At 66.6% G+C, this 19,370-nt stretch carries 18 protein-coding genes; 8 read left to right on the forward strand and 10 right to left on the reverse strand.

Going from position 1 to position 19,370, the window contains the following annotated elements:
- Positions 1-183: 183 nt before the first annotated feature.
- The gene (locus ABWP84_RS14565) at positions 184-957 is read right to left on the reverse strand and encodes a creatininase family protein (RefSeq protein ID WP_353212765.1); all 774 of its coding nucleotides are present in this window, start codon (positions 955-957) and stop codon (positions 184-186) included.
- 157 nt (positions 958-1,114) lie between these two features.
- Between ABWP84_RS14565 and ABWP84_RS14570 the strand changes: the two genes are divergently transcribed.
- Complete coding sequence (locus ABWP84_RS14570; protein WP_353212766.1) at positions 1,115-1,765, forward strand: Tat pathway signal protein; 651 nt, start codon at positions 1,115-1,117, stop codon at positions 1,763-1,765.
- 4 nt (positions 1,766-1,769) lie between these two features.
- Here the strand turns inward: ABWP84_RS14570 and ABWP84_RS14575 are convergent, their stop codons facing one another.
- The 9 genes from ABWP84_RS14575 to ABWP84_RS14615 all read right to left on the reverse strand — a co-directional run bounded on the left by ABWP84_RS14575 (position 1,770) and on the right by ABWP84_RS14615 (position 9,820).
- Positions 1,770-2,519, reverse strand: a complete 750-nt coding sequence (locus ABWP84_RS14575) for an FkbM family methyltransferase (RefSeq protein WP_353212767.1) — start codon at positions 2,517-2,519, stop codon at positions 1,770-1,772.
- Entirely contained in the window at positions 2,516-3,400 is an 885-nt protein-coding gene (locus ABWP84_RS14580; protein ID WP_353212768.1) for a VOC family protein, read from the reverse strand. The genes ABWP84_RS14575 and ABWP84_RS14580 overlap by 4 nt, the downstream gene beginning before the upstream one ends.
- Positions 3,397-4,053, reverse strand: coding sequence for a glutathione S-transferase (locus ABWP84_RS14585; protein ID WP_353212769.1), 657 nt, complete (start codon positions 4,051-4,053; stop codon positions 3,397-3,399). The genes ABWP84_RS14580 and ABWP84_RS14585 overlap by 4 nt, the downstream gene beginning before the upstream one ends.
- 49 nt (positions 4,054-4,102) lie before the next feature.
- Positions 4,103-5,062 carry a tripartite tricarboxylate transporter substrate-binding protein gene (locus tag ABWP84_RS14590; RefSeq protein ID WP_353212770.1) on the reverse strand — a complete coding sequence of 320 codons (960 nt, stop codon included), beginning with the start codon at positions 5,060-5,062 and terminating at the stop codon, positions 4,103-4,105.
- Positions 5,063-5,095: 33 nt separating this feature from the next.
- Positions 5,096-5,902, reverse strand: a complete 807-nt coding sequence (locus tag ABWP84_RS14595; protein ID WP_353212771.1) for a sugar phosphate isomerase/epimerase — start codon at positions 5,900-5,902, stop codon at positions 5,096-5,098.
- A gap of 165 nt (positions 5,903-6,067) precedes the next feature.
- Positions 6,068-7,225 (reverse strand): dihydrodipicolinate synthase family protein, encoded by a 1,158-nt coding sequence (locus ABWP84_RS14600; RefSeq protein WP_353212772.1) that lies wholly within the window; start codon positions 7,223-7,225, stop codon positions 6,068-6,070.
- On the reverse strand, positions 7,222-8,376 hold the full coding sequence (locus ABWP84_RS14605; protein ID WP_353212773.1) for a Gfo/Idh/MocA family oxidoreductase: 1,155 nt from the start codon (positions 8,374-8,376) through the stop codon (positions 7,222-7,224). The genes ABWP84_RS14600 and ABWP84_RS14605 overlap by 4 nt, the downstream gene beginning before the upstream one ends.
- A 65-nt stretch (positions 8,377-8,441) precedes the next feature.
- The gene (locus ABWP84_RS14610; RefSeq protein ID WP_353212774.1) at positions 8,442-9,101 is read right to left on the reverse strand and encodes a TetR/AcrR family transcriptional regulator; all 660 of its coding nucleotides are present in this window, start codon (positions 9,099-9,101) and stop codon (positions 8,442-8,444) included.
- A complete protein-coding gene (locus ABWP84_RS14615; protein WP_353212775.1) occupies positions 9,098-9,820 on the reverse strand; it encodes a hypothetical protein in 723 nt (240 codons plus the stop codon). The genes ABWP84_RS14610 and ABWP84_RS14615 overlap by 4 nt, the downstream gene beginning before the upstream one ends.
- Positions 9,821-9,931: 111 nt before the next feature.
- Here ABWP84_RS14615 and ABWP84_RS14620 point away from each other — a divergent pair, with 111 nt between their 5' ends.
- From ABWP84_RS14620 to ABWP84_RS14650, 7 genes are all read left to right on the forward strand, one after another.
- On the forward strand, positions 9,932-11,509 hold the full coding sequence (locus ABWP84_RS14620) for an acyl-CoA dehydrogenase family protein (RefSeq protein ID WP_353212776.1): 1,578 nt from the start codon (positions 9,932-9,934) through the stop codon (positions 11,507-11,509).
- Between the two features lie 103 nt (positions 11,510-11,612).
- Complete coding sequence (crtI, locus tag ABWP84_RS14625; RefSeq protein ID WP_353212777.1) at positions 11,613-13,190, forward strand: phytoene desaturase family protein; 1,578 nt, start codon at positions 11,613-11,615, stop codon at positions 13,188-13,190.
- Positions 13,191-13,209: 19 nt separating this feature from the next.
- Positions 13,210-14,790 (forward strand): phytoene desaturase family protein, encoded by a 1,581-nt coding sequence (locus ABWP84_RS14630; RefSeq protein ID WP_353212778.1) that lies wholly within the window; start codon positions 13,210-13,212, stop codon positions 14,788-14,790.
- A gap of 4 nt (positions 14,791-14,794) precedes the next feature.
- A complete protein-coding gene (locus tag ABWP84_RS14635; protein ID WP_353212779.1) occupies positions 14,795-15,598 on the forward strand; it encodes a lysophospholipid acyltransferase family protein in 804 nt (267 codons plus the stop codon).
- Between the two features lie 3 nt (positions 15,599-15,601).
- On the forward strand, positions 15,602-16,699 hold the full coding sequence (locus ABWP84_RS14640) for a glycosyltransferase family A protein (RefSeq protein WP_353212780.1): 1,098 nt from the start codon (positions 15,602-15,604) through the stop codon (positions 16,697-16,699).
- Positions 16,696-18,324, forward strand: a complete 1,629-nt coding sequence (locus ABWP84_RS14645) for a squalene/phytoene synthase family protein (RefSeq protein ID WP_353212781.1) — start codon at positions 16,696-16,698, stop codon at positions 18,322-18,324. The genes ABWP84_RS14640 and ABWP84_RS14645 overlap by 4 nt, the downstream gene beginning before the upstream one ends.
- Positions 18,321-19,370: FAD-dependent oxidoreductase (locus tag ABWP84_RS14650; RefSeq protein ID WP_353212782.1), on the forward strand; the 1,050-nt coding region annotated here is incomplete at its 3' end. The genes ABWP84_RS14645 and ABWP84_RS14650, both read left to right, overlap by 4 nt.

Raw genomic sequence — 19,370 nt, forward strand, 5'->3', positions numbered from 1 at the left:
GCCTAGCAATGTTGCGATGGTGTCCATAGCTACAACCGTTTGGTGGGTGGTGATGGGGAGAGATTAAAGCATATCCCGCCCGCCTTGGCTCACTGGAAAGGCTTTTATTTCTAGTTTGTCGAGAATCATCCGCTTCAACGATTCCGTTGGAAAGGATGATGCTCTGGGCGCGGCCGTAGCAGATCACCCCGGCGCGCTGCGCGCGGGGTCCCACACCGGGTCTGGCTGGGTCCAGAGCACGGGATTGTCCATGGCGGTGGCGATGGCGGTGGTGACGGCGGCCAGGATGGCCTCGCCCTTCTCGGCGGTGGCAGCCCTGGCATCGCCGCGCACGCCGGTGGGGGCGGCGCGCTCCCAGAAGGAAAAGAAGCGCGAATAGCCGGCCGGGGCCGGCGGCGTATTGCCTGGCGCGGGGATGCGATCGGTGCGCACCTGGGCCGGTTCCATGGCGAGCCAGAGCGAGGTCTCGCCCTCGCAGGCATGCATGATATTGGCCTGGGTGGTGAGGATTTTGCCGATTTCGGCCGGTGCGGCATTCGGCCAGGTTACCGCCACCACGGCCATGGCGAATTCATGCGCGCATTCGCGCACCGAGACCGCGAGCGGCTCGATATTGCCGCCATGGCCATTGACGATCAGCAGTTTTTTGAAGCCTTGGGCCTTGAGGCTGCGCACCACGCTGCGGACCATGCCATGGAAGGTGGCGAAATCGCTGCTGATGGTGCCGCCATAGGGCAGGTGATGCTCGGAGAGGCCGAGCCAGATCGGCGGCAGCACGATGGCGCGGGTCGTGGCCAGTTGGGCCGCCCGCAGTGCAATATTGTGGGCGGCGTGGCTGTCGGTCCAGACCGGTAGATGGGCGCCATGCTGCTCGAGGCTGCCGATGGGCAGCACCGGCAATGTGTCGGGCCCCGCCATGGCGCGGAGTTCGGGGGCGGTCAGGGTTTCCCAGCGCATTGTGTCACTTCCCTTGGAATATGCCGGCATGAAGTCCGTGAACGGATGTCTCGCACGCCGCCGGGGCGACGCCCAGCGGGCAGTGCCACCGCAAAGAGGCTTGGCGTGCGATTCCCTGTGCTGTTAGCCTGCCTGCCTTGGCAATAAGGAGCGGGGCATGTGGCGTTTTGTGGCATTCATCGCGGTTGTTCTGGCCTTGGGGGCGGCTCCGGCAACTGCGCAGAACAGGTTTTTCGTGGTCAATCATTCAGGCCAGCAGATCGATGAGATTTACGTCTCCTCCTCCCGCCTGCAGGAATGGGGGCCGGATATCCTTGGGGCGAGTGTGCTGCCGGCGGGCAACCAGCTCTGGGTCACGCCCAGCTTTACCGATTGCGTGCTGGATGTGCGGGTGGTGTATCAGGGCGGTCGGACGGATGACCGCATGGCGGTGAATGCCTGCTCGATCAGCCGTTTGAGCTTTGGCAGTGGCGGCGGCGGTGTGGCGCAGGCCCCGGGCGCGGGGGCGGGAGCGGTGATCGGCGGCGGGCCAAGCCGGGCCCCGGCGGTGCTGGGCAACCCCTCCTTTGTCTTCATCAATGGCAGCGGCGTGGTCATCCGCGAGATTTATGCCTCGATGGATGCCCGGGGAGGTTGGGGCGTGGACAGGCTGGGCGCGAATACCCTGGGCCCGGGCGGGCAGATCGATATCCTTCTGCCGCCTGGGATGGGATGCCACACCGATCTTCGGGTGGTGTTCATGAATGGCGCTGCCAGTGTGCGGCGTGGTCTGGAGACCTGTACCATCAACGCGCTGAATTGGCGCTAGCGCCTCACCGCAGCGCCGCTGCCATCCCCGCCGCATAGACATCGCCGCTATTGGCCTCCTGCGGCAGGGCGCGCAGCCACGCGGCCATCGCCGCCGCATCCACCGGCCGGGGCAGGGCAAAATCCATGCTCTCGCCCAGGCAGGCATTGAAATGCTGCAAACCCAAGGCTGCGCAGCGATGCAGCGCGGCCTGCGCCACCTCGCGCTGGATGGTAGTGAATTCAAAGCTGAGCGCCGCCGGTGGACGTGACAGCCCCTCCAGCACTGCAGCCTCAAAGCCTTCCACATCGATTTTGATGAAATCGGGCATGCCATATTCGGCCACCAGCAGGTCCAGCGTGGTCAGAGGCAGGGTGATTGCGCCATCCCATGCCTGGCCCTCCCAGCCCGGCTGGCCGGCGGCAGCGGCGATGAAATCGGTGCTTGCCGTGGCCACGGTGGGGTTGGCCCGGTTCAGCCGCAGCACAGCCTCGCCAGGGGCAGCACCCAGCAGGCTGGGCACGAAGACCACATCAGCCCCGCGCAGCACCAGCCGCAACGCGCGCAGCAGGGCGGGTTGTGGCTCCACCGCCACCACCCTCGCACCGAGGCGGCAGAAACTCGCAGCCCTATCCCCCACATGCGCGCCGATATCAAAGGCCAACCCGCCGGGGCGGATGAAGCGGGCATAGAAGCCATCCAGCACCGGCCGCCGCGCGGCGGGGTGGTAAATCCGCAAGGACCTTCCCACCGCCCGCGCCTGGGGCTGGTTCACGGGCAGAATACCAAGGCCGCGCCGCCGGCCAGGGCAGGGGGCACCATCAGGCCATCGCGCGTGGGCACAAGGGGCAAGCCCATGGCGCGGATCGCGGCATTGCCATCATCGGTGCGCAGCATCATGCCGGCCATGAAGGGCAGGGTGGGGGCTTCTACCCCCGGCAGCACAGTGCCCAGGGCTTCGGGTTCCAGGATGCGCACCATGGTTTCCATCGCCGGCGCCTCGGGACCTGCCAGCCCGGCCATCCCTGGCAGGCGGATTTGAGAGCCGCCCGCCGGGTCCGGCTGAAAGGGCAGGCCCATCAGGCGGGAGAAGCGTGCCGCCGTCTCGGCCGGGGCGGCGCTGGCCATCACCAGCGCCACCAGCGCATCGGCGTGGTTGGCATGGTTCATCCAGCGCTTGTCCCAGATGAGTTCCGGCGTGAGGTGGCGGATGAGCTGCACCCGCCCCTCCGGCGCATCGGGAAAGGGCAGGCGGGCGAATTTGGCGCGCGGCCCATCAGGGCCATCCACCGGGCGTTCCAGCCATGCCACGCCCGGAATGGCAATGCCGGCGGCCTGCATGCGGGCGAGATTGGCCATCTCATCCTGCACGCCCAGCGCCAGGATATGCAGCCCTTCATAGCGGTCCATGAAGCGGCCGAGCTGGTTGTCGAATAGGGTAGGGTCGAGGATTGCCAGCAACTCGACATAGCCATGGCGCAGAAAGGCGCAGCGATTGCCGGTGCCAAAGGGCTCCACCACCCCATCAGGGCTGCGCTTGCCTGATTGCTGGGCGATGGGGGAGAGCGAGAAGCCCAGGGCTTCATAGGCCGCGACCAGGGGGGCGAGTTCGCGGCCACAGACCGCGACATGGTCGAGCGCGAGAGCGGTGCTCATGCCGGGTTCTCGTATTTTTCCAGCAGCCATTCGGCGGGTTCGGCCAATGCCTCCTCATACCAGCGCTGCATCAGTGGATGCGCACGCACCGCCGCCATATAGGTGAGGCTGCCGCTACCAAGCTCCGGCTGCCATGTGAGGAGGCGCCCCACCACCGGGGCAAACATCGCATCCACCGCGCCGAACTCCGTGCCGAAGAGATAAGGCCCGCCGGAGATTGCCAGGCATTCCGCCCAGAGCGCCTCGATGCGGGCGATATCGGCCAGCGCGCCCTCGGTGCGGCGGGCGCCGGGGAATTCCCGCCCGGCATTGAAGGGCATGGCCATGCGCAACTCGCGGAAGCCGGCATGCATTTCGGCGGCAACCGAGCGGGCCATGGCGCGTGGCACCGGGGCGGCGGGCCAGAGGCCCGGGGCGTGCTCGGCGCAATATTCGATGATGGCCAGGCTCTCCCACACTCGGGCGCCGCGATGCTCCAGATAGGGCACGAGGCCATTGGGGGTGGCATCGCGCACGGCCGAGGTGGCGCCGGTGCCAGCGAGTGGCACCACGACCTCCTCGACAGCCAATTTGGCTAGATGCACCGCCAGCCAGCCGCGCAGCGACCAGGATGAATAGCGCTTATTGCCGATGACGAGACGACCGTCGGACATGGTTGATGCTCCCGCTTCAAGGAGCTTTTCGCACGTGCGAAGGGCGGCCTCAATCCACGGTGATTCGTGCCTCGCGCACCACGCGGCCCCATTTGTCGGATTCGGCGCGAAGGAAACCCGCCAACTCCTCGATACTGCTGGATTGGCCATCCACCCCCGCGGCCGCCATGCGGCTGGAGACCAGCGGCGTGGCCAGCGCCTCGCGCACCGCAGCGTTCAGCTGCAACACGGCCGGTTGGGGTGAGCCTGCGGTGACCATCACCGCCCCCCAGGAGGTGGCGGTGGCCTGGGGGTAGCCCTGTTCGGCCAGTGTAGGCACCTCGGGCAGCAGGGCGTGGCGGGCGGGGCCTGTGGCGGCCAGGGCGCGGATGCGGCCATCGCGGATGGCGCCCACGGTGGCGGCGATCTGCACCAGCATCATCTGGATATTGCCGGCGATGAGATCATTCATCGCCGCCCCGCTGCCGCGATAGGGCACATGCACCACATCGATGCCGGCGGCGAGTTTGAACAATTCCGCCGCCGTGTGGGTGGAGGCGCCATGGCCCGAGGAGCCGAAACTCATCGCCCCCGGTGCCGCCTTGGCCCGGGCGATGAAGCCGGCCAGGTCTCGCGCCACCGCCGGATGGACCACGATCACCATATCCGAGGTATAGGCCAGCGAGACCGGCGCCAATTCCCGCGCCGGATCGAAGCCCATATTGCGGTAGATATGGGCGTTGGTGCTGAGCAGGCCGGTGACGCCCATCAGGATGGTCTGCCCATCGGGTGTGGCGCGGGCCACCATCTCGCCGCCGATATTGCCGCCCGAGCCGCCGCGGTTTTCCACGATCACCGGCTGGCCAAGGATCTCGCTCATTCTTTCGGCGATGAGCCGCGAGGCGACATCGGTGCTGCCACCGGCCACGAAGGGCACGATGAAGCGGATGGGGCGTGACTGCGCCTGGGCGGGAGAGAGCGGGGCGCTGAGCGCGGGTGCTGCCAGAAGGGCGCGGCGGGCGAGGGGCATAAATGGTCCTTTAGCCCGGGCCGGTGGCTGCTGTCAGCAGCGATGGCTGGCCTTCATGGTGGCCAGCACATGGTCCGGCTCCTCGGCCCACCAGCGGCGCGAGAGCAGTTCCACCTCGGTGAAACCCTGATAGCCGGCGGCCTCCACCATGGCGCGCAGGCCCACGATATCGATCACGCCATCGCCGGGCATACCACGGTCCAGCACCAGATCGGTGGTGGGGACCAGCCAGTCACAGGCATGGAAGGCGGCGATGCGCCGGCCGGCGCGGGCGATTTGCGCCGCCACTTCGGGGTCCCACCAGATGTGGTAGCAATCGAGCGCCACGCCCACCCCCTCGCCCAGCGCATCGCAGAGATCGAGCGCCTGGGCGGTGGTGGAGAGCACCGAGCGGTCGGCGCAGGTCATGGGGTGGAGCGGTTCGAGGGCGAGGGTGACGCCGGCGGCGCGGGCGGTGGGGAGGATGGCTTCGAGGCCTTCGCGCATCATGGCCCGCGCGCCGGGGAGGTCTTTCGAGCCGGGGGGCAGGCCGCCGCAGACCATGACGAGGCAGGCGGCGTTCAGCGTATGGGCCTCCTCGATGGCGCGCAGATTGTCTTCGATGGCGGCGGCGCGGCCGGCGGCATCGGGGGCTGGGAACATGCCGCCGCGGCACAGGCCGGTGACGGTGAGCCCAGCGTCACGGATCTGCCGCGCTGCCGCCGCCACGCCCATGGCGTGCAGCACATCGCGCCAGGGTGAGATGCCCTCGATGGCGTGGCGCGCGCATCCTTCGATGCACTCCGCCAGCCCCCATTTTTCCTTCACGGTGACGGTGTTCAATGAAAGCGCGCTGCCCATCACATGTTTCCTTGTTCGGTCAAAAAGGCCGTTTCCCCGCCCCGGCCACCATTCCCCAGGGCGTGACGGCGGCGGCGGGGTCAAGGATCGCCGGAGGCGACCGGCGGAGCCGGCTTGTCCTTGACGCTGTCGTCGCCGTCGCGCCACGCTCGCAGTGACGCGGGCCTATCCAACCCCATGCAGCGCGAGCAGGCTGCGCATGCGGTGCGCCGCCTGTTCCGGATCAGCCAGCAGCCCGGCCTGGTCCGCCAGCCGGAACAACTCGGAAAAATGCTGGATGGAGCGGGTGCTCTGCTGCCCGCCCACCATCACGAAATGGTCCTGATGGCCATTCAGCCAAGCCATGAAGACCACCCCGGTTTTGTAGAACCGCGTCGGTGCCTTGAAGATATGGCGGCTGAGCGGGACAGTGGGTGCGAGGATCGCGTGGAAGGTCGTGAGGTCGTTGCGTGCCAGCGAGGCCAAGGCGCCGCCCACCGCCGGGGCGATGGGGTCGAAAATGCCGAGCAGCGCGTCGGAATGGCCATTCGCGTCGCCGGCGATGAGTTCGGCATAGTTGAAATCATCGCCGGTATACATCCGCACGCTTTTCGGCAGGCGGCGGCGCATGGTGATTTCCTTCTGGTCATCCAGAAGGGAGATTTTCACCCCATCCACCTTGTCGGCATGGGCGTGGATGACCGCGAGTGCGGTCTCCATCGCCGCCATATGGTCGTGGTTGCCCCAATAGCCTTCCAGTGCCGGGTCGAACATTTCGCCTAGCCAATGGATGATCACTGGCTGCTTCACGCCGCCGAGGATGCGGGCATAGACGCGCTCGTAATCGGCGGGTGACTTCGCCGCCTTGGCCAGCGCGCGCGAGGCCATGAGGATGATGCGCCCGCCCATGGCCTCCACCGCCTCGCATTGCTCCTCATAAGCGCGGATGACGTCATCGACGCTCACGTCCGGGCCGGGGGCCAGATGGTCGGTGCCAGCGCCGGAGGCGATGACCGCGCCGGGGTGGTCCTTCGCCGCATCGAGGCTGAGGCGGATGAGTTGCTGCGCCGCCAGCCAATCCAGGCCCATGCCGCGCTGTGCGGTGTCCATGGCTTCGGCGACACCCAGGCCGAGCGACCAGAGGTGTTTGCGAAAGGCGATGGTGCGCTCCCAATCGACCTTGGCGTCCAGCCAGGGGTCCTGCTCGGCCGTGGCATCGGCCACCACATGGGCGGCGGCGAAGGCCACCCGGGGGTAGGGCGGCAGGGCGGTATCGAAGATGCGGGGCGGGGAAAGGGTGAAGGGGCGCATCCCCTCCGGGGTGGGGAGATTGATGCTGGTCATGCCGAAAGCTCCGGCAGATCGATCCAGCGCCGTTCTTCCCAGCTTTGCAGCCCGGCCATGGCCAATTGCACGCCTTTCGCGCCCGCCATCAAATCCCATTTATAGTCTGGCAATTCGCCCACCACATGGCGCAGGAACAGCTCCCACTGCACCCGGAAGCCGTTGGGGTAGGCCTGGGTGTCCGGCACCTTCTGCCAGCCTTCATAAAAATTGATGGTTTGCGGCACATCGGGGTTCCAGACTGGCTTGGGCGTGGCCACCCGCGGCTGCACCCAACAATCGGTCAGGCCGCATACCGCCGAGCCATGCGTGCCATCGACATGGAAGGTGACCAGATCATCGCGCCGCACCCGCGTGGTCCAACTGGAATTCATATGGGCGACGATGCCGCCCTCCAGTTGGAAGGTGGCATAGGCGGCGTCATCCACATCGGCATCATACCAATTGCCGGCCTCATCCTTGCGCTGGGGGATGTGGATCGCGCCCAGGCAGGATACGGATTTCACCGCGCCAAAGGTATTGTCCAGCACATAGCGCCAGTGGCAGAGCATGTCCAAAATAATGCCGCCGCCCTCGGTCTTCTTGTAGTTCCAGGAGGGGCGCTGGGTGGGCTGCAGGTCACCTTCGAAGACCCAATAGCCGAATTCGCCGCGCACGCTGAGCAGCCGGCCCAATTGGCCGGAATCGATCACCATCTTCAGCTTGCGCAGGCCGGGCAGGAACAGCTTGTCCTGCACCACGCCATGCTTGATGCCGGCGGCCTGGGCCAGCCGCGCCACATCGAGGGCGTCCTCCAGGTTATCGGCGGTGGGTTTTTCGCAATAGATGTGCTTGCCGGCGGCGATGGCGCGGCGGATGAGGCCGGCGCGCATTTGCGTGGTCGCGGCGTCGAAGAACACGGTGTCTTCGGGATTGGCGAGGCAGGCATCGAGGTCGGTGCTCACCCGCTCCACGCCATGGGCGCGGGCCAGGGCTTCCAGCTTTTGGCGGTTGCGGCCGACGATGATCGGGTCGGGCATCAATCGGTCGCCATTGGCCAGAGCCATGCCGCCCTCGGCGCGTATGGCGGCGATGGAGCGGATGAGGTGCTGGTTCATGCCCATGCGCCCAGTGACGCCGTTCATGATCAATCCGATGCGGCGTTCCGCCATGGCCCGTTTCCTTCGAGTAACCGGATGGTTACCTGAAACAGAATTCCGTTCCGGTCAATATCCCCTCAAGGCCGCAGATACCCCAGTACCACCTCGATAATATGCGCCTCGCGCGCTGCCAGCGCCGCCTCAGTGTCCAGCGGCGTGCCGAAAATGGTGGAGAGGGTGTGGCGGTTGGCCAAATAGAAATGGCTCAGCCCCAGCATCGAGACGTAGAGCTGCAAGGGGTCCACGCCCGGGCGAAACAGCCCCTCGGCCTCGCCGCGCGCCAGCACGCCGCGCAGCGTCTCCAGCAGCGGCGAATACAGCCCCTGCACCCGCGAAGAACTGGCCAGATAGGCGGCGCGATGCAGGTTTTCCTGGTGCAGGATGGCGAGGAATTCAGGGTGCCGGGCGACATAGCGCAGGTTGAAGGCCACCAGCTTTGCCATGGCTTCGGCGGGGGCGAGGTCGGCCACCTCCACCTGGCGCTCCTCGGCGCGCTTGGCGGTATAGGTGGCCTCCAGCACCTCCAGCCACAGCGCCTCCTTGCTGCCGAAATGGGCGTAGAGCATGCGCTTATTGGCACCGGCCCGGGCGGCGATTTCATCCACCCGCGCGCCGGCTAGGCCCTTTTCGGCGAATTCCACGAAGGCGGCATCGAGGATGCGCGCCCGGGTGGCGGCGGCGCGGGCGGAGAGGGAAGCTGCCGCGCGCTCATGCTGGGGGGGGATGCCGGGCCTCATGCCATCAGGCTACCCCAGGCCGGGCCGGGCCGGGCGGTGATGCCCCCCGCTTGCAGCGCGGCCAGCACGCCCAGCGCCGTCGCATCCCAAAAGGGCAGGCCGGTTTGCGCCTCCATCTCGGCCGCCAGCGGCGCTGCCGGGTAATTGGTGCACCAGGCCAGCAGCAGATCCGGCCGGGCGGCGGCCACCTCCAGCGCCTGGGCGCGGATGGTGGCGAATGGCACCGTGGCATAGGAGAGGTTGTCGGTCATGCCCAGATGGCTTTCCGCCACCACCTCCCAGCCCTCAATGGCGAAGCGGGATCTGAGCTTTTCGACGTAGCCAGCGGCATAGGGTGTCACCAGGCCAATTCGCGAGAAGCCCCGCGCCGCCATCAGGCGCCGCAGCATCAGCCCGGAGGTCGCCGCCGGCACCCCGGTTTGTTCCGTGATCCTCGCCACCAGCGCGCAGTCATGCTCCAGGCCGATGGCGCCACCCTTGCTGCCATTCCAGACAATGGCGGCGGGCTGGGCATGGCTCAGCAGCGTGGCGGCGGCGAGCATGCCGGCCTCGTCATAGCTGTCGGGGAAGAGGTCCTGCGTGCCATGCACGGCCAGGCGGCTGAACACCGGCACCAATTGCGGCATATCGTGCAGCATGGCGATGGTGGTGCGCTCCACCACCGTATTGGCGGAAGGGGTGATGGTGGCGATGGCGATGGGGTTCTCATGCATCAACATGGCGGTATCGTCGCCCCACCCCCCGCTTCCGCCAAGGGGGCGCAGGCGGCAGAGTGCTATTCTGGGAAAGCGGGAGACCGCCCGCCTTCGCCTGCCCGAAAGCATCGCCGCATGAAAACCACCGCCGCCCAGGACCTCACCTTCGCCCTGACCCGCATGTTCGACCTGCCGGGCCAGAGCGGCGGTGCGCTGGATGATGAAGGCCTGGCCGCCATCATCGCCGAATGCGACAAATTCTGCACTGAGGTGCTGGCCCCCAACCGCATGCCCGCCGACCGTGAGGGGGCGAGGCTTGAAAATGGCCGTGTCCGCTGCCCCGAGAGCCATAGGCAGGCCTATCAGGCCTGGATGGATGCCGGCTGGCAGTCGCTCACCGCGCCCGAGGCGCATGGCGGCCAGGGGCTGCCCTTTGGCCTTTGGGCAGCCGTGGTGGAACTCGTCACCGCCGCGGATATGGCCTTTGGCCTCTGCCCGCTGCTCACCGCCGGCGCCATTGAGGCGATTGAGCGCCATGCGAGCCCCGCGCAGCAGGCCGAATGGCTGCCTAAGATGACCACCGGCGAATGGACCGGCACCATGTGCCTGACCGAACCCCAGGCGGGCAGTGACCTTTCCACCGTGCGCAGCCGGGCCGAGCCGCTGGGCGATGGGCGTTACGCCATCCATGGCCAGAAGATCTACATCACCTATGGCGATCATGATCTGAGCGAGAACACGCTGCACCTCATCCTGGCGCGGCTGCCCGATGCGCCGGCGGGCTCGCGCGGGATTTCGCTGTTTGCCGCCAGGCGGATCAAGGCCGATGGCACGGCCAATGCGCTGCGCTGTGGCGGGCTGGAGCGTAAAATGGGCATTCATGCCAGCCCCACCTGCATCATGCTGTTCGAAGGGGCGGAGGCCGAATTGGTGGGCGAGCCGCATCGCGGCTTACCGGCGATGTTCGCCATGATGAACAATGCGCGGCTTTGCGTGGGCATTCAGGGTGTGAGCCAGGGCGCGCTCGCGCTGCGGCTGGCCGAGGCCTATGCCGAGAGCCGCGAGCAGGGCGGGCGGCCCATTGCGCGGCACCCCGATGTCGCCCGCATGCTGGCGGAGATGCGCGCCACCACCCTCGCTATGCGGCTTTTGGCGCTTGCTGCCTCCACGGCCGAGCCGACACGGCTGGCTTTGCTGACCCCCATCGTGAAGGCCTGGTCGACCGACCGGGGCGTGGAGGTCGCCTCGCTGGGTGTGCAGGTGCATGGCGGCATGGGCTTTGTCGAGGATGCCGGCGCGGCGCAGGTGCTGCGCGATGTCCGCATCACGCCGATCTATGAAGGCACCAATGGCATTCAGGCGCTGGACCTGATCGGCCGCAAGCTGCGCGGCGACAATGGTGCGGCGATGGCCGCGCTGCTGGAGGAGGCCGCCGCCGCCCACCCGCTGCTCGCCGCCCCGGTGGAGGAGATGCGCGCCGCCACCGCCACCATGCTGGCGGCCGGGCCGGAGGAGGCGGCCGCCGGTGCCACCGCCTATCTCAATGCGGCGGGATGGATTTTGGGTGGCGCCATGCTGGCGCGCGCCGCCGCGCTGGAGCCGGGCTATGCGCCGCTGGCAGAATTTTATTTGCGCCGCCTGCTGCCTAGGGCTGGCGCCGAATTGCGCCAATTGGCCGAATCCGACGCTGTTCTGGCACTAATGAGCGCGTGATTTTACCCGCTATCCCCGCCGCCCTGCTGCGCGTATTGACAGCCCACCCCTTGCATTATGAGTGTTGCACCGCACCTAGCGGACAGAGAGACATGATCATTCGATGAACGCCCCGCTTGCCGCCCCCCACACGAACCGCCCCCGGGCAAAGGTCGCCATCATCGGTGCGGGCCCGGGAGGGCTGGCGGCGGCGATGCAGCTTGCCGCTGCCGGCGTGCAGGTCTGCGTCTTCGAGAAGGACAGCGTGGTGGGCGGGCGCACTCGCACCATGGCCACGGCTGAGGGCTATCGCTTCGACCTGGGCCCCACCTTCTTTCTCTACCCGCTGATTTTGCAGGAGATTTTTGCGAGTTGCGGGGCGAATTTGGAGGATGAGATCGACATGATCCGCCTCGACCCGCAATATCGCCTGATCTTTGAAGGTGAAGGCGGGCCCGCCATTCTCGATGCCACGCCGGATATGGCGCGCATGGCGGAGCAGATTCGTGCCATTGCACCGGCCGATGTCGCCGGGCTTGAGCGCTTCATGAGTGAGAACCGGGTGAAGCTGGAGGCCTTCCGGCCGATCCTGGAAAACCCGATCCTCTCGCCGGCCGACCTGCTGAGCATTCCGATGCTCAAGGGGCTGATGCGGTTGCGGCCGCATTTGTCGGTCGATCAGGATCTGCGGAAATACTTTGCTGACCCGCGCATTCGCCTCGCCTTCTCCTTCCAGACCAAATATCTGGGCATGAGCCCGTTCAAATGCCCGGCGCTGTTCACCATCCTCAGTTTTCTGGAATATGAGCACGGCGTCTTCCATGTTCGCGGTGGCCTGGGCGGGGTGTCGGAGGCGATGGCGCGGGTGGCGCAGCGCCTTGGGGTGGAGTTCCGCTTCAACACCACGGTCGATCGCATCGCTTTCGCCGGCAAGCGGGCCATTGGCCTCGAAGCCGGGGGGCAGCACATCGCCGCCGATGCGGTGGTGATGAATGCCGATTTCGCCCATGCCATGCCAAAGCTGGTGCCGCCTGGCCTTCGCAAGACCTGGTCGGACAAGAAGATCGATAAGGCGAATTACTCCTGCTCGACCTTCATGCTCTATCTCGGCATTGAGGGTGAATGCCCGGCGATTCAGCACCATAATGTGCTGCTGTCGCGCGAATATATGGAGAATATCGCGCAGATCGAGCGCGGTGTGATCCCTGCGGTGCCCAGCTTGTATTTGCATAATCCGAGTGCGACCGACGACACGATGGCGCCGCCGGGCCATACCGCGCTGTATCTGCTGGTGCCGGTGCCCAATCTGCGCTTCGGCACGGATTGGCAAAAGGAATTGGCGCCCTTCCGTGAGATTGCGCTGGACCGCATCCAGGCGCTGGGCGTGCCCAATATTCGTGAGCGCATCCGCTACGAGAAGATCGTCACCCCGCAGGCTTGGCTGGATGATTATGCCGTGGGCTATGGCGCCACCTTCAATCTGAGCCATGAGATTGGCCAGATGCTGCATTGGCGCCCGGGCAACCGCTTCCAGAACACCCAGGGTCTTTACTTGGTGGGTGGTGGCACCCATCCGGGCTCTGGCCTGCCGGTGATTTATGAGGGTGCGAGGATCACCACGCGCCTGCTGCAGGCTGATTTGGGCCTGCCGGTTTCCGAGCGTGGCGGCGTCCTGCCGGCCTACGCCGTCGCTGCACAGTAATTTTTCGGAGAGAGACGCCATGGCATCGCATGTGGTTGTGGTGGGTTCGGGCCTGGGTGGCCTGGCGGCCGCTGCTGTCGCCCGCGCCCGCGGGCACCGGGTCACCGTGCTGGACAAGAACCCCTGGCTCGGCGGCAAGGCCGCGGTGCTGAACCTGCCCGCACCCGATGGCAGCGGCAATTTCCGCTTCGATATGGGCCCCACCATTCTGACCGTGCCGCGCGTGCTGCGCCGCATTTTTGCCGAGGCCGGCCGTGCGTTGCATGAGGACATGCCGCTGATCAAGCTCGAGCCGCAATGGCGTTGCTTCTTCGAGGATGGCACCCAGGCTGATCTGGTCGGCGATATCGACGAGATGGCCGCGCATATGAACACCATCACGCCCGGCCTGGGTGAGGGCTATAAGCGCTTTCAGCACATGGCCCGGCATCTGCATGATGTGTCGGAGAAATTCTTCTTCTGGAAGCCGGTCGAGGGCATTGGCGATACGCTGAATTTTGCTGACAACTTCAAGCCCGATGTGCTGCGCGATGTCATGGCGCTGCGCATGGGCCGCTCGGCCGCCGGTATTATCCGCAAGCATGTGCCGGATGCGAATATGGCGCAGATGCTTGACCATTACATGCAATATGTCGGCTCCAACCCCTATGCCGCGCCGGCCGTGCTCTGCTCCATCGGCGATATGCAGGCGACCGAGGGCGTGTGGTACCCCAAGGGCGGCACCCGCGCGGTGGCTGAGGGCCTGGCCAAGCTGGCTGGCGATCTGGGCGCTGAACTGCGGACCAATGCCGAGGTCACCGGCTTTGTCATCGAGAACAACACCGTGCGTGGGGTGAAGCTGGCCTCGGGCGAGACCATCGCCTGCGATGCGGTGATCTCCAACATGGATGCCATCCGCACCTATGGTGAATTGGTCGGCGGGCCGACGGGACAAGCCTATACCAATAAGGGCTTTGAGGCTGCCTGCTCGGGGGTTGTGCTCTATCTCGGCCTGAACAAGCGCTATGAGCATCTGGGCCATCATGATTTCGTCTTCTCCCGCGACCCGGAGGAGGAGTTCGACGCAATTTACAAGCGTGGTGAGCCGGCACCTGACCCTACCGCCTATCTGGCCGCGCCTTCGGGCACTGATCCGAGCGTGGCGCCTGAGGGTGGCGAGGCGCTTTATGTGCTGGTCCATACCCCCTATCTGCGGCCGCATCACGACTGGAAGACGATGTTCGCCCCCTATCGCCAGGTCATTCTGGACAAGCTCAAGCGCACGGCCGGGCTGACCGATATCGAGGACCGTATCGTCACCGAAAGCCATCTGACGCCGCAGGATATCCATGAGCGCTACAAGGTGCTCAATGGCGCAATCTATGGGCTTGCCAGCCATGGCACCTTCACCGGGGCCTTCAAGCCGGGCAACCGCTCGCGGCAGGTGAAGGGCCTCTATCTCTGCGGTGGTGCTGCCCATCCCGGCCCGGGCATGCCCATGGTCATGATGTCGGGCTGGATCGCCGCGGATGCGATGGACACCGATATGGGTGGCCGGGGCATGAATGAGGCGGCGCGCATCGCCGGCTCGCGCGAGATCCCTGTCATCGCCGCCGAGTAGGCCCATGCCCGCCGCCGATGCATCACCGGTGGCGCTGCGCTCTGAGAAGGCGATGGCGTTCTTCCATGTCGCCTTTGGCCGGACCTTTGCCGGCTCGATGCGCGCCCTTCGCATACCCCATTGGGGCCTTCCGGATTATGCGCCGGGGCGGCCGCTGGTGATTTATGCGCCCCACCCCTCCTGGTGGGACGCCATCCTGTTTATGCTGCTGCTGCGGCGCTATTTCATCAGTCGCCCGGCCTTTCTGCCGATGGATGCCGAGGCGATCCGCAAATATCCCTTCATGACCAAGCTGGGGGTGTTTGGCGTCGAGCAGGGCTCGCCGCGCGGTGCGGTGCGCTTTCTCCACACCGCGGGCCAGGTGCTGGCCGCACCGCAGCACATGTTGTGGATGAATGCGCCGGGGCGCTTCGTCGATGTGCGCGAGAGGCCGGTGCCGATCACCCCGGGCCTTGTGCGCCTGGCCGAGATCGCCCCCGAGGCGCTGATCGCCCCGCTCGCCTTTGAATATGCCTTCTGGACCGAGAAACAGGCCGAGGCCTTTGCCGCCTTCGGCCCGGCGATGCAGGCTTCCACCCTGGCGGCGATGGACCGGCAGGCGAGGGCAGAGTGCATGCGCGATGCGCTGACCGCTGTTATGGATCGCTTGGCTCAGGATGTGATCAGCCGCGATCCGGCCCGCTTCACCGCGGCCATCGATGGCAGCAAAGGGATGGGCGGGCTCTATGGCGCGTGGCAGTATCTGCGCGCCATGATACGTGGGGAACGCTATGCCGCCGAGCATAGCCCGGGACAAAAGGCTGATTAGGCAATGGATTATGGCCATTTGGCGCTGGCGCTCGCAGTGCTGCCGATCATCTTCGGGGTGATCAATCTGCGGCATATACCGCGGCTGCAGGGCACGCCGCCCGCAGGCACGTTGGTTTCCATTCTCATTCCTGCCCGCAATGAGGCGGCCAATATCGCGGCCTGCCTTGATGCCGCGCTGGCCTCCACCGGCTCGGCCGTGGAGGTGGTGGTGATGAATGATGGCAGCACCGATGGCACCGCCGAGATCGTGGCCGGTTACGCCGCCCGAGATGGCCGGGTGCGGCTGGTGGAAGCACCGCATCTGCCGCCGGGCTGGACCGGCAAGGTGCATGCTTGTGCGCGGCTGGCCGAGCAGGCGCAGGGCACGCATCTGCTCTTCATTGATGCCGATGTGCGCCTCGCCCCGCATGCCGCTGCCGCCATGGCCGCGCATGCGGCGAGCAACCATATCGCCATGGTCAGTGCCGTGCCGCGGCAGATTATTCGCAGTCTCGGTGAGGGGCTGACGGTGCCTTTCATCAATTTCCTGCTGTTCAGCTACCTGCCCTTTGGTGGCCGCGCGGTGCATCGCAAGCCGAGCCTCGCCGCCGCCTGCGGCCAACTCGTGCTGGTCGAGCGCCTGGCCTATGAGGCGATTGGCGGCCATGCCTCCATCAAGGGCGTGCTGCATGATGGCATCGCACTCGCGCGGCTATTCCGCGAGCGTGGACATGACACTGAGATCGTCGATGGCGCGCCGCTCGCCACCTGCCGGATGTATGAGAATTTCGCCCATGCCTGGGGCGGCTTCATCAAGAATGCGCGAGAGGGCATGGCCACACCGGTTGGCCTGCCGATCTGGACGGTGCTGCTGGCTGGCGCGCATATCTGGCCCTGGGCGCTGCTGCCCAATATCGAGGCTGTGGTGACCATTCTCTTGATGTTCGCCCTGCGCGCCGCCGTCACCTGGCGCAGCGGTGAGCCGTGGTGGACCGTGCCGCTGCATCCGCTCACGGTGCTGGTCGCACTCGCCATCCAATGGACGGCGCTGGTGCGCTCCATGCTGGGGCTGCAGGCGGGGTGGAAAGGCCGCGCCTATCCCGCCACAAAGGGCATATGACCGAAGCCGCACCCGGTAGCCCGAACCGTGACCATGACACGGAGAATTTCCCCACCGCGTCGCTGATTCTGGCCAAGCCGGTGCGGGGCAAGGTGGTGGCCTTCTACCGCTTTGCGCGCATGGCCGATGATATTGCCGATAGTGCGGAACTTGACCCGAGCGAAAAACTGCGCCGGTTGGATGCGATGGGCGAGGCGCTGGCTGACCCGGCAACCGCCTTTCCTGAGGCCGCGGCCATGCATGCGCATGGCGTTGGCACCGAAGAAGCCATGCTGATTCTCGAGGCCTTTCGCCAGGATGCGCGCCAGGCCCGTTACGCCGATTGGGCCGAGTTGGAGCATTACTGCGCCCGCAGCGCTGACCCGGTGGGGCGGATGCTGCTGCGCCTGCATGGTGTGGCGAGCGAGGCCGGGCATGCTGCCTCTGATGGGCTTTGCACCGCGCTGCAAATCCTCAACCACCTGCAGGATCTGGTGGATGACCGGCAGAAGATCGGCCGCGTCTATATGCCGCAATCCTGGATGGCGCTGGCAGGGGGCGAGGAGGCGTTCTTTACCTCCTCCAATCCGCGCCGGCGCGACATCCTCGATGCCGCGCTGGACCGGGTGGAGGAGCAACTCGACAGGGCGCAGAACCTGCCGCGTCTCGTCGCCGCCTCTCGCCGTCTGGCGCTGCAATCGGCCATGACCATCAGCCTCGCCCGCCGCCTGCTGGCCAAGCTGCGCGCAGCGGACCCGGTGCTGGGGCGGGTTGCCGTGGGCAAGGGTGATTTCGCCGCGGCGCTGCTGGCTGCGCCGCTGCCGGGGCCGCATGATCCTGACCTGGTGGCCGGGCGCGTCGCCCGCGCCGCCTCCTCCTTCGCCCGTGGCATGCGGGCTTTGCGCGGCGAGAGGCGGCGCTCGCTCTGGGCGGTTTATGCGTTTTGTCGCGCGGTGGATGACATTGCCGATGGCGCGATGCCCGAGGCGGAGAAACGCCGATTTCTGGCCGATTGGCGCGGCAAGCTGCAGCGCCCCGATTGCGTGCTCTCGCGCGAATTGGCCCTGGCCTGCCGCGGCTTTGACCTGCCGCTGGCGGAATGCGAGGCAATGATCGCGGGCATGGAGACCGATGCCGCCGATAGGTTGCGCATCGCCGACGAAGCCGGGCTCGACCTGTATTGCCGCCAGGTGGCTGGCAGCGTGGGCGCGCTGGCTGTGCGGATTTTCGGCGCGCCCGAGGCCGAGCAATGGGGCCTGCGCCTGGGCCATACCTTCCAACTCACCAATATTCTGCGCGACGTGGATGAGGATGCGGCGCGCGAGCGCGTCTATATCCCGCTCTCCCTGCTGCGTGCGGCGGGCATTGAGGATGGGCCGGCGGTGGAGATTGTGCGCCACCCTCGCTTCGGCGGCATTTGCGCCGCCCTGGCCGAGCAGGCAAAGGCCGGCTTTGCCCGTGCCGAGGCCGAGATGGGCCAATATAACCCAATTGCCCTGCTGCCGGCGCGGGTGATGATGTGGGGCTATCATCATTTGTTCCAGCTGATGCTGGCGCGCGGCTGGGAGGGGGCGCGGGTTCGCCCGCGCCTGAGCAAGCGCGAAAAACTCCATATGGCGGCGATGGCGCTGGGCTGGCGGGCGTGACCATTCACGTGGTGGGGGCGGGGGTAGCGGGGTTGGCCGGCGCCCTTGCCTTGGCTCGTGCTGGCAAGCCGGTTGTGCTGCATGAGGCATCGCCCGGCGCTGGCGGCCGCGCCCGCGCGCTGGCCGATGGCACGGATAACGGCACCCATGCGCTGGTTGGCGCCAATACCGCGGCGCTGGCTTTTCTGAGCGCCATTGGCGCCCGCGCGGATTGGGTGGAGCCTGAGCCTGATGGGCTGCCGGTGCTCGATTGCGCCGATGGCATGGCCCGGCGCATTGCGCTCTCGCCGCTGGGATGGTGGCGCGCTGAGCGCCGGCCCCCCGGGCTTTCCGCCGGCGCGCTCTGGGCGATGGCCCGCATGGCGCTGCCTGGGGCGGCGGATTTGCCGGTGGCCCAGGCCATGGCCGGGCACGACAGCTTTTGCCGCGGCTTTGTGGACCCGCTGGTGGTGGCGACGCTGAACACCCCCATCGCCGAGGCATCCTCCGCCCGCCTCGCCCAGGTGCTGCGCCGCCTGGGTGGCCCCGGCGCCACAAGGCTCTACGTGGCGAGGCGCGGGCTGGGGCCGGATATGGTTGAACCCGCCATCGCCGCCATCCGCGCGGCGGGCGGTGAGGTGCGGTTCAATTCCCGGCTGCGCGCCCTGGTGCTGGAGGGCGGCCGCGTGGTTGGGCTGGAATCTGGCGAGACCATTGCGGCCGAGCATGTGCTGCTGGCCACGCCGCCCTGGGAATCGGCCCGGCTGCTGCCAGGGCTTGTGGTGCCGGAGGCGCATGCGCCCATCGTCAATCTGCATTTTGCCCGGAGCGCGCCGGGGCCAGTGCGTTTCCTGGGTTTCGTGGGCGCGTTGTGCCAATGGGTGCTGGTGCGGCCCTCGGGCGTGTCGGTCACTGTCTCGGCCGGAGATGCCGAGGTGCTGGAGGATGCCCAAGCCCTCGCACCGCGTGCCTGGGGCGAGATTTTGCGCGCGGTGGCTGCCTTTGGCGTGCCGGGCGAATGGCCGATCAAGCCGCCTTTATGCCGGGTGGTGAAGGAGCGCCGCGCC

The sequence above is a fragment of the Rhodovarius sp. genome (assembly GCF_040399605.1).
Classification (GTDB): Bacteria; Pseudomonadota; Alphaproteobacteria; order Acetobacterales; family Acetobacteraceae; genus Rhodovarius; species Rhodovarius crocodyli_A.